The 13,488-nt window shown below is 36.8% G+C and carries 13 protein-coding genes; 10 read left to right on the forward strand and 3 right to left on the reverse strand.

Annotation, left to right across the window (positions count from 1 at the left end):
• The first annotated feature begins 28 nt into the window (after nucleotides 1-28).
• Nucleotides 29-2,314: a zinc-dependent metalloprotease gene (locus FFWV33_RS07170; RefSeq protein ID WP_108740273.1), complete on the forward strand. Its 2,286-nt coding sequence runs from the start codon at nucleotides 29-31 to the stop codon at nucleotides 2,312-2,314.
• 61 nt (nucleotides 2,315-2,375) lie between these two features.
• Here the strand turns inward: FFWV33_RS07170 and FFWV33_RS07175 are convergent, their stop codons facing one another.
• The gene (locus FFWV33_RS07175) at nucleotides 2,376-3,440 is read right to left on the reverse strand and encodes an anhydro-N-acetylmuramic acid kinase (RefSeq protein ID WP_108740274.1); all 1,065 of its coding nucleotides are present in this window, start codon (nucleotides 3,438-3,440) and stop codon (nucleotides 2,376-2,378) included.
• 160 nt (nucleotides 3,441-3,600) lie between these two features.
• On the opposite strand from FFWV33_RS07175, the gene FFWV33_RS07180 reads away from it, so the two are divergent.
• The 9 genes from FFWV33_RS07180 (at nucleotide 3,601) to FFWV33_RS07220 (ending at nucleotide 11,515) form a co-directional block, all read left to right on the forward strand.
• Nucleotides 3,601-4,740: an acyl-CoA dehydrogenase gene (locus tag FFWV33_RS07180; protein WP_108740275.1), complete on the forward strand. Its 1,140-nt coding sequence runs from the start codon at nucleotides 3,601-3,603 to the stop codon at nucleotides 4,738-4,740.
• A 243-nt stretch (nucleotides 4,741-4,983) separates the two neighbouring features.
• Nucleotides 4,984-5,445, forward strand: coding sequence for a YHS domain-containing (seleno)protein (locus FFWV33_RS07185; protein ID WP_108742488.1), 462 nt, complete (start codon nucleotides 4,984-4,986; stop codon nucleotides 5,443-5,445).
• A gap of 106 nt (nucleotides 5,446-5,551) precedes the next feature.
• The gene (locus tag FFWV33_RS07190) at nucleotides 5,552-6,040 is read left to right on the forward strand and encodes a hypothetical protein (RefSeq protein ID WP_108740276.1); all 489 of its coding nucleotides are present in this window, start codon (nucleotides 5,552-5,554) and stop codon (nucleotides 6,038-6,040) included.
• Nucleotides 6,028-6,738: an NRDE family protein gene (locus FFWV33_RS07195; RefSeq protein WP_108740277.1), complete on the forward strand. Its 711-nt coding sequence runs from the start codon at nucleotides 6,028-6,030 to the stop codon at nucleotides 6,736-6,738. Before FFWV33_RS07190 ends, FFWV33_RS07195 begins: the two co-directional genes overlap by 13 nt.
• Before the next feature lie 12 nt (nucleotides 6,739-6,750).
• Nucleotides 6,751-7,803, forward strand: a complete 1,053-nt coding sequence (locus FFWV33_RS07200; protein ID WP_245891701.1) for a D-alanine--D-alanine ligase — start codon at nucleotides 6,751-6,753, stop codon at nucleotides 7,801-7,803.
• A gap of 216 nt (nucleotides 7,804-8,019) precedes the next feature.
• The gene (locus tag FFWV33_RS07205; protein WP_245891703.1) at nucleotides 8,020-8,466 is read left to right on the forward strand and encodes a hypothetical protein; all 447 of its coding nucleotides are present in this window, start codon (nucleotides 8,020-8,022) and stop codon (nucleotides 8,464-8,466) included.
• Between the two features lie 41 nt (nucleotides 8,467-8,507).
• Nucleotides 8,508-9,185, forward strand: a complete 678-nt coding sequence (locus tag FFWV33_RS07210) for an SDR family NAD(P)-dependent oxidoreductase (RefSeq protein ID WP_108740279.1) — start codon at nucleotides 8,508-8,510, stop codon at nucleotides 9,183-9,185.
• Nucleotides 9,186-9,341: 156 nt separating this feature from the next.
• Nucleotides 9,342-9,944: a SprT-like domain-containing protein gene (locus FFWV33_RS07215; RefSeq protein ID WP_108740280.1), complete on the forward strand. Its 603-nt coding sequence runs from the start codon at nucleotides 9,342-9,344 to the stop codon at nucleotides 9,942-9,944.
• A gap of 293 nt (nucleotides 9,945-10,237) precedes the next feature.
• Nucleotides 10,238-11,515 carry a DUF445 domain-containing protein gene (locus tag FFWV33_RS07220; protein ID WP_108740281.1) on the forward strand — a complete coding sequence of 426 codons (1,278 nt, stop codon included), beginning with the start codon at nucleotides 10,238-10,240 and terminating at the stop codon, nucleotides 11,513-11,515.
• Between the two features lie 405 nt (nucleotides 11,516-11,920).
• On the opposite strand, the gene FFWV33_RS07225 is transcribed toward FFWV33_RS07220, so the two are convergent.
• Nucleotides 11,921-12,682, reverse strand: a complete 762-nt coding sequence (locus tag FFWV33_RS07225; RefSeq protein ID WP_108740282.1) for an ABC transporter ATP-binding protein — start codon at nucleotides 12,680-12,682, stop codon at nucleotides 11,921-11,923.
• Nucleotides 12,679-13,428 (reverse strand): MlaE family ABC transporter permease, encoded by a 750-nt coding sequence (locus FFWV33_RS07230; protein ID WP_108740283.1) that lies wholly within the window; start codon nucleotides 13,426-13,428, stop codon nucleotides 12,679-12,681. Before FFWV33_RS07230 ends, FFWV33_RS07225 begins: the two co-directional genes overlap by 4 nt.
• Nucleotides 13,429-13,488: the final 60 nt, after the last annotated feature.

Raw genomic sequence — 13,488 nt, forward strand, 5'->3', positions numbered from 1 at the left:
TTTTAAAACCTTTAAAACAATTAAAAAAATGAAAAAAACATTACTTAGTGTGGTCTTTGTGTTGTCGTTCATTATGCAATTACAATCTCAAACCGTTTCTTATTGGACGGAAGTGCAAACCTCAAAAGTTTCTAAATTGGCTCGTAAAAATGCTAGTGAGAAAAAAGAGGGAGAAAAATATTTTCAGTTAAATGCTGCTGTTTTACAACAAAAACTTGCTGCCGTAACTGGTAAAACAGTAAAACCTGCTGCTATGGAGATTACAGTTCCAAATGCTAAAGGAACAATGGAAAGTTATAAAGTGATCGAAAGTTCTAATTTTGATCCAGAATTGCAAGCTAAATTCCCAAGTATTCGTGCCTATGTAGGTCAAGGAATTTCAGATAAAACAGCTACGATACATTTTAGTTTGTCTCCATTGGGTTTTCAATCTGTAGTTTTTAGAGGTGAGAATGCAACTGAGTTTATTGAAGGGTATGATAAATCGGCTGCAGCTTATGTTGTTTTCGATTCGAATAAAAGTATTTCTGGTAAAGCAGGTTTTAAATGTACAACGCCAGAAGCAAAAGTAAGTTCAAGTTCTAAAAAAAGTACAAATAGAACAACGTCTAGCGCACAATCATACAAAACATTACGATTGGCTTTGTCATGTAACGGAGAATATGCACAGCATTTTGGAGGAACTGTTGAAGGTGCTTTGGCTGGAATGAATGCTTCGATTACAAGAATCAATGGAATTTTCGAAAAAGATTTTGCTGTTCACATGAATTTGATCGCCAACAATGAGCAATTGATTTATTTAGATGCAACTACAGATCCTTATTCTGATGCAGTTGATGGAACACAAAATGATCTTTGGAACAAAGAAGTTCAAAATACGCTTTCGTCAACTATTGGTAATGCAGCTTATGATATAGGTCATTTATACTGCAAAACTGGTGGTGGAGGAAATGCAGGTTGTATTGGTTGTATTTGTGTTGATGATGATGTGACGAACTTGACAGATATTAACAAAGGAGGAGGATATACTTCGCCAGAATCGGATACAGCTGCGCCAGAAGGTGATGTTTTTGATTTTGATTTTGCAGCACATGAGTTTGGACATCAATTGGGTGCCAACCATACTTTTAGTTATAATTTTGAAGAGTCTGTAGCGCAAATAGAACCAGGTAGTGGTTGTACTACAATGGGGTATGCAGGAGTTACAGATTGGGATGTGCAACCGCACAACATGCGTAACTTTGCTTATGTAAGTATCAAACAGGTACAAGAAAATTTGGCTACAAAAACATGTCCAATTTCTATGTCTACAACTAATGTAGCACCTGTTGTGAATGCTGGTGGAGATTATGCAATTCCAAAAGGGACTGCTTTTATTTTGACAGGAACGGGTACAGATGCGGACGCATCAGATGTGTTGACTTATAGCTGGGAGCAAAATGATGTAAGTACCGATGATACTAAACAAGCAAACAGTATGACCTATGATACGAAAGTAGAAGGGCCAACTTTTAGAATTCAAGAGCCATCTTTGTCACCTGTGCGTTACATGCCAAAATTAACTAGTGTATTAGCGGGTAAATTGGGTAGGATGATTAATGATGCGAAAGATGTTGAATTTGAATCGGTTTCGAATGTTGCAAGAGACTTGAACTTTACTTTTACTGCAAGAGATAATCATCCAGGTGAAGGGCAAACAAAGACAGCAGCTATGAAGGTTTCTGTAGTTACATCTGCTGGACCGTTTGTGGTTACTTCTCAAAACGTTGATGGACAAACTTTCTCAGGAGGTTCTTCACAAACTATTTCATGGGATGTTAATAATACAGCGAGTTTGGATGGTTCATCAATGGTTTCTATCATGATGTCTATTGATGGAGGAACTACTTTTACAACAACTTTGGCTTCGTCTGTAGCAAATTCAGGAACGGCAGTAGTTACTTTACCAAATGTAAATGCTACTAACTGTCGCATTATGGTTAAGCCTACAGCAAATATTTACTATGCTGTCAATGCAAAATCATTTGAGATTACAAATACATTATCAACGGTTGCGAACGCATTAGACCAATTTGCTTTGTACCCAAACACCAATCATGGAACTTTTACAGTGAATTTTGGTTCAAAAAACAGTGACGATACTTTGATTACAGTATCAGATGTTTTGGGTAAACAAGTCTATAGCCAACGTTTCAAAAATAATACTGCTTCGTTTTCTGAACGTATTGAACTTTCAACTGTTCAAAATGGTTTCTATTTTGTAACCGTTCAAAACGGAAAAAACAAAGAAGTAAGAAAGATTTTAGTGAATTAATAGTTTTTTTATTTGTTTCTAAACCTCCAGGTATGTGGTATTATCTGGGGGTTTTTTTATGCTAAAAAATCACTCCAGAACTATGGTCTTTGGATGCTCCTGTGACACTGCTCAAAACATTAATTTCGTTGCGAAGCTTTAAAACGCCCAACAATCCAAATATCACCGCTTCCTTATATTCTAATATTTTATTCTCTGGGATAACTATTTCCATATTTGGTAGGTATGCTTTAATTCTTTCGATTAAAAAATCATTATAAGCACCACCGCCAGTGACCAATAGTGTTCCAGATCTTTTAGGTAAGGCAACAGCAGTTTGAACAGCAATATGCTCTACAAAAGTGGCTAATTTGTTTTTTGGCAAAATAGCGTAAGATTCCATAATAGGTAAAACAATTTCTTTTACAAATTCGAAACCCAGTGATTTTGGATAGGTTTTTTGGTAAAAATCCAAAGCATTTAATTCTTCGAGTAAAGTCTGGTCAATTTCACCTGTTCGGGCAATGCTTCCTTTATCATCATAATCCAGTTGTAATTGGTTAGCATAATAATTAAGGATGGTGTTCGTTGGAGAAATATCGAATGCCACTCGTTTGCCATCTTCTTCGAAAGATATATTTGAGAAACCTCCAAGGTTCATGCAATAATCATATTTCGAAAATAAAATTTTATCACCAATTGGAACTAGAGGGGCGCCTTGACCACCAAAAGCTACATCTTGAACTCTAAAATCGCAAACTACGGTTTGGTTTAAAAGTGTTGCAATTTCGGGTAGGTTACCTATTTGCAGTGTATAGCCATCTTGTGGTTGGTGCAAAATCGTGTGCCCGTGAGAGCATACGGCATCTAAGTTTTCAATCTTGTATTTTGTTATAAAGTCATTAATGATACCCGACAAGAGTTGTGTGTAATCACGGTTGAGTTCTTTTAATTGAGGATGTGAAAAAGTAACTGCATTTTTTAAGATCGAAAGCCATGCGCCATTATATCCTACTGTTTCGCTTTGAAGTATTTCAAAATCCCACTGTCCATTATCGATCGAGAACGCTATTTCGGCTAAATCTACGCCATCCAAAGAGGTACCCGACATGATTCCGAGTACGTGATATTTCTGTTTATGTGTCATTGTAAAACTATTTTTCGAAAATTAAAAAAATTATATGCACGCATAGTTGTTTAAGTCATTTAAATAGGTTAATTTTCTATCATGTAAAATTAAGGATTCTAATTAAGAAATGTTAATTTTATTTCGAAAGTATATTTTCATACACTAATTTTTACAATATATGGATTTTAATTTATCAGAAGAGCAGTTAATGATTCAGCAAGCAGCAAGAGATTTTGCTCAAACCGAGTTGTTGCCTGGCGTTATTGAAAGGGATGAACATTCAAAATTCCCTACAGAACAAGTCAAGAAATTGGCTGAATTAGGCTTTTTGGGGATGGTTGTTTCTCCAGAATACGGAGGTGCAGGATTGGACAATTTGTCCTATGTCTTGGCATTGGTCGAATTGGCAAAAGTAGATGCTTCGGCTGCGGTAATCATGTCTGTCAACAATTCATTGGTTTGCGCCGGAATGGAAAAATATTGTAACGAAGAACAAAAACAAAAATATTTGGTACCACTTGCCAAAGGAGAAGTTTTAGGAGCGTTTTGTTTATCAGAACCAGAAGCAGGTTCAGATGCAACCTCACAAAAAACGACAGCCATTGACAAAGGAGATTATTATTTGTTGAACGGAACCAAAAACTGGATTACAAACGGATCATCTGCCTCAACTTATTTGGTGATAGCACAAACAGATATTGAAAAAGGACATAAAGGAATTAATGCTTTTATTGTCGAAAAAGGGTGGGCTGGTTTTGATATTGGTCCCAAAGAAAAGAAAATGGGAATCAGGGGATCTGATACGCATTCACTTATGTTTAATGATGTAAAGGTGCCTAAGGAAAATAGAATCGGAGCTGATGGTTTTGGTTTTCAATTTGCGATGCAAGTACTTAATGGTGGTCGAATCGGAATATCTGCGCAAGCACTTGGTATAGCAACTGGAGCCTATGATTTGGCTTTGGCCTATTCGCAACAGCGTAAAGCCTTTGGTAAAGAAATTTTTAAACACCAAGCAATTGCCTTTAAACTGGCAGATATGGCAACCCAAATTATGGCTGCCAAAATGTTGTGTTACAAAGCCGCTACCGAAAAAGATGCAGGTCAAGATATTACCCAATCTGGGGCGATGGCCAAATTGTATGCTTCGCAAACAGCAATGGATGTAACCATCGAAGCGGTTCAAATTCACGGAGGTAATGGATACGTATCTGAGTATCATGTGGAACGCATGATGCGTGACGCCAAGATCACACAGATATATGAGGGTACATCTGAGATTCAAAAAATTGTAATTTCCAGAACTTTAGTTTCTTAAACATACGACTAGTACTGTAATAAAAGCCAACTTCAAAAACAATGAAGTTGGCTTTTTTGTTTTATTTTTAAATAATATGTCAGTATTTTGTCAATTTGAAGTCTATTAGTTTAGGAAGGCTTACTGCTTTGGTTCATTTTCGAAAGGGAACAATTTTATTTTATTCGAATAAGAAAAAATCTATATGCCATCCTTTTACGTACATATAAAGAAGGTATGATTTTGGATATAAAAAATATAATGATGAAAAAGCAAATTGTAGTATTGATCATGTTTTTCTTTTCTACTTTGACTTTCGCTCAAAAAGAAAGCCAACGAAAAGAACAGTTTAATTTGGAGCAGTCAGTTGCTATTCAAGGATACGATCCTGTAGCTTATTTTACAGATTCGAAAGGAGTGAAGGGTAAAAAAGAAATTAGTACGAGTTATAAGGGAGTCGAGTATCACTTTGCTTCGGTAGCGCACAAAGCTTTGTTCTTGAAAAACCCCACTCACTATGAGCCAGAATATGGTGGTTGGTGTGCCTACGCAATGGGACTCAATGGCGAAAAAGTTGCAATTGACCCTAAAACATTCAAAATCGTAGACGGAAAATTGTATTTGTTCTACAATGCTTTTTTCAATAATACCCTAAAAGATTGGAACAAAAATGAGTTGAAGTTAAAAATGAAGGCCGATACCTATTGGCAGAAAATTACTCAGTAAAAAAGACTAATTTTATAAAATAATCGTTCTGCTATGTAGCGCTTTCCTCAGTTAGCCGTAAACGAGACCAATATCATTATGATAAAGAAAATAACAGATTACAAATATGCTTAAACAGTCCATAAATACTAGTTTGAATGAATTGATCGACTTGCTTTCAGCATTGAGCAACGAGGAATATTCAGGTCCCTGTGCTACCTTGAGTAATGCAAGTATTGGTGAACACACGAGACACATTATCGAAATGTTTCAGTGTTTACAAAATAATTATGAATCACAAGTAGTGAATTATGATAAAAGGGCGCGCAATCATCAAATTCAAACGGATACTGAATTTGCTATTTCTCAAATTATAAACGTGCAAGAGAACATAGATAAAGCAGATCGAAAAATGTTCTTGCAACAAATAATCGATGGTGATGAATTGCAAATAGAAACCAATTATTATCGTGAGTTGCTATACAACTTAGAACACTGCATTCACCATCAAGCCTTAATCAAAGTAGGGGTGATTCAAAACTGTACGATAGTTTTGAACGAAAACTTTGGAGTTGCCCGATCTACCATTGAATACAGACAACAATGTGCACAGTAAGTTTTGTAAAAACAGGAGATAAAGTCATTATTACCTCCAATCGTGATGAAAGTGTGATTCGGTTGAGTGCTCTTTATCCAGCTAAATATTTTTTGAACAATAAAACCGTTTTATACCCCAAAGATCCCAAAGCAGGCGGTACTTGGTATGTGGTAGACGAAAAAGGGACTGTGTTAGTTTTGCTAAATGGAGCACAAGAAAAGCATGTAATATCTCCTCCCTATCGCAAAAGTAGAGGATTAATCGTTTTGGACATGATTGGCAGTGATTCGCCAATTGAATATTGGGGAACACTAGATCTAGAGGCGATTGAACCTTTTACTTTGGTACTTTTTCAAAACGAAAAATTATACCAATTGCGTTGGAATGGAACACAAAAGGAGACAACGGCATTGGATACAAATAAAAGCCATATTTGGGCATCTTCAACCTTATATCCTGCTGAAGTGCGACAAAAACGAGCACAGTTGTTTCAAGAGTTTTTGGCTAAAAACCAAAAAATAACAGCTCAAGATTTATATCAATTTCACCGCTATACCGATCCCGATAATCTCGAAAATGGTTTGGTCATTGATCGGGATGGTGCTTTGAAAACCTTGAGTATTACCCAAACGGTGATAGAAGCAAGTGCGCTACACCTTAGTTATTATGATTTGATCAAGAACGAGCAAGCTCATTCTGATTTTAGTATTATTTAAATTTTCCCCACATTGACTACCTATAATCGCTTGTCGCTTTCTATACATAAAATAACCCATTGGGAATATTGGCCGTACCAATTGGTATACATTCCGATTTCATTTTTGTGGCTCTATTACATTATCAAAGCGAGATCCTTTTTCTTTTTTACAGCCTCTAATCCTACTATCAAGAATGGTGGTTTTGTAATGGAATCCAAAAAAGAAATTTATGATATTATTCCGCCACAGTTCTACCCTAAAACCGAATTGGTGAAAGAGGGTACAGTTTGGAGCGAAATAGAAAACAGATTGGTGCAATCGGGTATTCAGTTTCCGTTTATTGCTAAGCCAGATATTGGTTTGCGCGGATCGGCAGTCAAAAAAATCGATACTATTAAAGATTTGGAAGCGTACGCTCGTAAAGCTAATTTTGATTTCTTATTGCAAGATACGATTCCGTATGCAAACGAAGTCGGAATCTTTTACATTCGTTATCCCAATCAAAAAACAGGGGAAATTACCGGAATCGTTTCCAAAGAATTTCTTGTTGTAACCGGTGACGGCAAGTCGACCACTAGAGCATTATTGAGTCAGAATCCTAGATATGCTTTACAACTTACCGTTTTGCAAAAAGAATATGGTGATGCTTTGAACGAAATATTACCTATCGGGCAAAAACTAAATCTCGTTCCTTATGGAAATCATGCCCGAGGAGCAAAATTTGTAGACGGAAAGGAATGGATAAGTCCGGCCTTGGAGACTGTTTTAAACACAGTTTGCACACAAATCCCTGGTTTCTATTTTGGACGTTTGGATGTCATGTACCACAATTTAGAAGATTTGCAGCAAGGAAAAAATTTTTCGATCGTAGAACTCAATGGCGCGGGTAGCGAGCCTACACATATATACGACCCAAAACATTCGCTGTTTTTTGCTTGGAAAGAGTTAGCGAGACATTTAGGATACTTGTACCAAATCAGTGTGCAGAACCACAAATTAGGAATCGCTTATTTATCATACAAAGAAGGTATGCAGCAAATGCGATTGCATTTTGAGCAATCGTCCAAAATTGTAAATTTCTAGCCCATTAAAATTTTAAAAAATATTGCCATAGGTTTTACGGTCAGCTTCTTAGGCTCATTGCCATTGGGTTTCCTTAATGTTGTAGGACTAGAAGTCTATTCAACTTTGGGGTTGCAGGCGGTTTCATGGTTTATTTTGGGTATTATAGCAATCGAATGCATCGTGGCATACTACACTTTGATTTTTGCCAATGAGTTGGTCCAAAATAAAAAGCTCATGAAGTGGATTGACATTTTCGGAATCTTCTTTTTTCTAGCCATTGCAGTAGTTTTTTATGAACAAGGCGAGGCTACGCAAGAGGGAGGTGGGTATTTGCAGGGATATTTAAACTGGCCCATGTTTTGGTTTGGTGTTTTTTTAAACTGTTTGAACTTTTTACAAATTCCGTTTTGGTTGGCATGGAATCTTTATTTCATCAATGGTAAATTCATTGTGACAGATAAGGCCTTAAAGTTTTATTATGTTGGTGGTACAATGGTTGGGGTATATGTAGGGATGCTGTCTATAATTTATTTTTTAGACAAAATTTCTAAGCAAATTGCTTTTGTCACCGAATATTTACTTCCGATTGTTTTGCCAATTTTCTTTTTGGTTATGGCTGTCTATCAAAGCTATAAAGTGTATCAAAAATACTTTTCGAATAAAAATCAACTAGAAGCCTGATAAATCATTTTCAGATACATTCATTTTTGTATTTTTGTTAAATGAAGAATATTATTATCACAGGAACTAGTCGCGGAATAGGGTATGAGCTTGCATTGCAATTTGCAAATGCCGGACATCAAGTCCTAGCATTATCAAGAAAAACACCTCACGTGTTGCTAGAACACAAAAATATTAGTTGTTTATCTGTTGATTTATCCACAGAAGACGATTTAGAAAAAATCACCAATTTTATAAGCACTACTTGGGACAAAATAGATGCAGTCGTTCATAATGCAGGTAGTTTGGTCAACAAACCGTTTGGGGACTTAACCCAAGCCGATTTTGAGTACGTATACAAAGTAAATGTTTTTGGAGTAGCCAATTTGACTCGTATTTGTATTCCGTTTTTGCCCAAAGGGAGTCATGTAGTCACGATAAGTTCCATGGGCGGAATCCAAGGATCCTTAAAATTCCCAGGATTAGCAGCATATAGCTCAAGTAAAGGCGCAGTAATCACACTATCAGAACTGTTGGCAGAAGAGTACAAAGAGCAAGGAATAGCCTTCAATGTTTTGGCACTTGGCGCAGTTCAAACCGAAATGCTGGCAGAAGCTTTCCCAGGTTATCAGGCGCCAGTATCAGCAGATGAAATTGCAAATTACATTTGTGATTTTACACTTACTGGAAACAAGTTTTTTAACGGTAGAGTAATTCAGGTTACCTCTTCAAATCCTTAAAAAAAAAGTTATGAGTTATTAGGAGCTGCTAAAGGTAATTATAGCAATTAAAATAGATCAAAATTGCAAAAAAGGCATCGATATTAATACAATACTTAAACGCAACTCATAACTCATACCTCATAACTTATAACTCAAAAGTAACTCATAACTAAATTGGAAGGAACCTTAGCCAAATACATTCCAGAATTCGCGGTCAGCCCAGCCTTTGAGTTGATCGTGACACATGGCGTGCATTTAAAAATCGTCAACGAGCGCGCCACGCGCCATGGCGATTACCGCAAAGCCCTCAATGGCAAACATGAAATCACCGTCAACGGCAGTTTGAATAAGTACCGTTTTCTGGTCACGCTCATACATGAGATCGCGCACTTGGTCGCCTTTGAGAAATACGGACGCAACATCAAACCACATGGAAACGAGTGGAAGCACACCTTTCAGCAATTGATGGTACCCTATATTCGGCCAGAGATTTTCCCCAATCAATTATTGCCACTTTTGGCTCGACACTTCAGAAATCCCTCTGCCAGCAGTGATACCGACACCACCTTGTCTTTGGCACTCAAACAATTTGATGCACAAAAAGACAACGCAAATTACGTCTTCGAAATTCCGTATGGGACTGTGTTCCGCATCAAAAACGGAAAAGTATTTAAAAAAATGGCTGTTCGCACCAAACGCTTCGAGTGCATCGAAATCAGTTCAGGCAAAACCTATTTATTCAATCCCAACGCAGAGGTAGAAATAATTCAAATGTAGCTTCTAAGGAGTGAAAATCTTGGCTTTTTCAGGAGGTTTGTATTCCTGCTTTCCGTTGCAAACTTTTGGGGGCAAAACAAAAGCCCCCAAAAGGATTTTCACTGCAATCAGGGCTAATTAGTGAATCCAGTTTTGTTTTTGGATTTACAACTTTGCGGAGATTAAAGGTATTATTCCACTTATTTTTGCGGGGAATAATTTTCTATTTTTTTTAGTATTCATAAAATCATTTTATTCCATTTGAAGCTAAAAATATAAAAATTTGTATTTTTAGTGTATAAATTTTAGCAACCATGAAAAACAACCTAGGCTTCCTATCTCTTCTAATCGCTTTCTCAGGCTTAGTGCTGTTTGAGCTCTTAGTTCGTACGGATATTCTAAGCAATCCAGCTTGGAAATTAGTGATTGCAGGTTTTGAGGCGGCAACTATTGGTGGCTTTGCAGATTGGTTTGCGGTCAGTGCTTTGTTTCGGGAGATTCCAATTCCGATTGTGAGGAAACATACCAATATCATTGCCAAAAACCGAGCAAAATTAACGGAGGGAATCGTCGATTTGGTGACTAATAAATGGCTTTCGCCAGAAGTGATTTCGGGAAAGTTAAGCGAAATTAATCTAGTCGAAAAGATCATTCAGTTTTTGAAAAAGCCGGACAATCAAAAAAAGTCTATTGAAGTCATTCAAAAAATAGTTTTGGTGTTGGCGGATGATTTGGACAGTCCCAAATTGGCGTCGAATTTAAAGACTGTTTTTACGAAGCAAATTGGTCAGTTGGACTTGGGTTCGACTTTGGGGCAATGGTTAGAGAAATCAATTAAAAATGGTGACCACAACCAAATTTGGGAGCTAATGATTCAGGCAGGCTCCAAAGCAATCAGCAATGAAGATACGAGAGAGAAATTGCTTTCTAAATTAGCTGTTGCAGCTACTGAATACAAAGAAAAAGGATTAGTCAAGAAAATCACTCTGTTTCTAGCCGAATCAACAGGCGGAATAGATTTGGATAGTATAGCAGATTCACTTTTAGAACAAGCCAATGTATTTATTGAGGAAGCAAAATCCAATCCTGAGCACCCAATTCGAGTAAAATTTGATGATTGGATTTTAGATTTCGCACACAAACTGGCTACGGGTGACGGAGACAGTAAAAAAATGATCGATAACTTTATCAATGGTTTTACAGAGAATGCCGATGCTGAAAGTATGATTCAGAAGCTGTTGGTGAATTTTAAAAAGACTTTGATTGTGCAACTAGAAAATCACGAAACGCCACTTATGAAGTTTGTGATTACAAAATTAAATTCCGTATTATCAGATTTAGAGCAGAATCCAGAAACCCAAGCAAATGTGAATCGCTGGATAAAAGATACGATTTCAAACCTTATTACCGAATTTCATGGTGAGATAGGGAACATGGTGCGAGACAGTTTGGCTAAATTGGATAATGCAGAACTGGTGCATCAAATCGAAGACAAAGTAGGGAACGATTTGCAGTATATTCGACTCAATGGCGCTGTCGTTGGTGGTTTGGTTGGTATTCTAATTGCTGTTGTTAAACTGGCTTTGGGATAAGGTAAAGGTTTGTTGGAAGTTTACCCGATAGTTGAAATTAATAGTAAAACATCAATTTCATATTAAATCTGTCACACTGAGCTTGTCGAAGTGCAATCCAAATAAGCTTCCCTTTGACAAAAGTCTTCGACAAGCTCAGGCGGACAAAGTGGTATTTCATTATAGTAGAAGATTAGGATTAAGTTATGAACCTGTTAGGGGAGCTTTGTTTAAAATAAATTAGTTTAAAGCAACAGTTTTGACCAATTGAAGTAATGAAATATTACTTTTATAAATACAAAAAAAGCACAGTCGCAGAAAACGTACTGTGCTTTTTTGATATGGAATTAATAAGTTGTTTTTAGCCCCGAAGCGTCGGGAGCGGGAGGAATCGTAATTATAAATTCGAGTTTTCTGCTCCTAATTTTATTTCTTCAAATGTGCCTCTCTGACTTTTTTAAACAAATTAGACGAATACACAAAAGCAGTCACAGCTTCGTTATCAGTATAGAAAATTTCTTCTTTGTTACCCTGCCATTCTTTTAGTCCATTTTTCAGGAAAAGAATGTTGTCACCTATCTCCATAACCGAGTTCATATCGTGGGTATTGATCACAGTGGTGATGTTGTACTCTTCGGTAATTTCTTTGATGAGGTTGTCAATCAAGATAGACGTATTAGGGTCTAATCCTGAATTGGGTTCATCACAAAATAAGTATTTTGGGTGATTCACAATGGCGCGAGCTATGGCTACACGTTTTTGCATTCCTCCAGATATCTCTGAGGGTAGTTTTTTGTGTGCGTCGATGAGGTTGACTCTTTTGAGTACAAATTCTACTCGATCGGCAATTTTTTCTTTGTCGTCTTTGGTGAACATCTGCAACGGAAAAGCAACGTTTTCACATACCGTCATAGAGTCAAACAAGGCACTTCCTTGAAAAACCATTCCGATCTCGGTACGCAATTCACGTTTTTCATCAGGTTCTAAATCGGAATAGACGCGTCCATCAAATATAATTTGTCCTTTTTCGGGTGTGTGAATTCCCAATAAGCTTTTAAGCAATACCGTTTTCCCAGAACCACTTTGACCGATGATCAAGTTTGTTTTTCCGGTTTCAAAAGTGGTCGAAATTCCTTTAAGAATTTTATTTTCGCCAAATGATTTTTCTATGTTTTTTACTTCGATCATGCGCTCAATAATAATTGCGTTAGAATATAGTTGAAAAGAATGATGCTAACGGCTGTCCAAACAAAGGCTACGGTACTTGCTTTACCAACTTCAAGTGCGCCACCCTTCATGTAATAACCATGAAAAGATGGAATTGTTGCTAATAGTAGCGCAAAAATAAGTGTTTTGATAAAGGCGTAGACCACATGAAAAGGAATGAATTCCATTTGGGCACCCGTTATAAAGTCTGTACTGTTGGTGAATCCGCCGTAAACTCCAGCCATCCATCCGCCTAGAATCCCTAAGAACATAGCGATTCCAATAAGAAAAGGATACAGTAACAAGGCAATTATTTTTGGAAAAACTAGATAGTTAACCGAGTTGACACCCATCACTTCGAGTGCGTCTATTTGTTCGGTCACACGCATAGTCCCTATACTTGAGGTAATGAAAGAACCCATTTTTCCGGCCATAATAACCGAAATAAACGTAGGCGCAAATTCGAGAATTACCGATTGACGAGTTGCAAATCCAATTAAATACTTTGGAATTAATGGATTGGTCAAGTTTAAGGCCGTTTGTATAGAAACAACACCACCTACGAAAAAGGAAATGAAGGCCACAATACCGAGAGAATCGATAATAAGGTCGTCAATTTCTTTAAAAATAAGTTTTTTCATTACAGACCATTTGGTCTGTTTACGGAAAATCTCCTGTAACATAAGGAAGTATTTTCCAATTTGTGATATGTATCGAATGAGCATCATCTTTACTAGTATTCAGTGTTCGGTTTATAGTAGTCTGTAAAAATACTATAATTTTATTTG

Origin of the sequence: Flavobacterium faecale (genome assembly GCF_003076455.1) — a bacterium.
Classification (GTDB): Bacteria; Bacteroidota; Bacteroidia; order Flavobacteriales; family Flavobacteriaceae; genus Flavobacterium; species Flavobacterium faecale.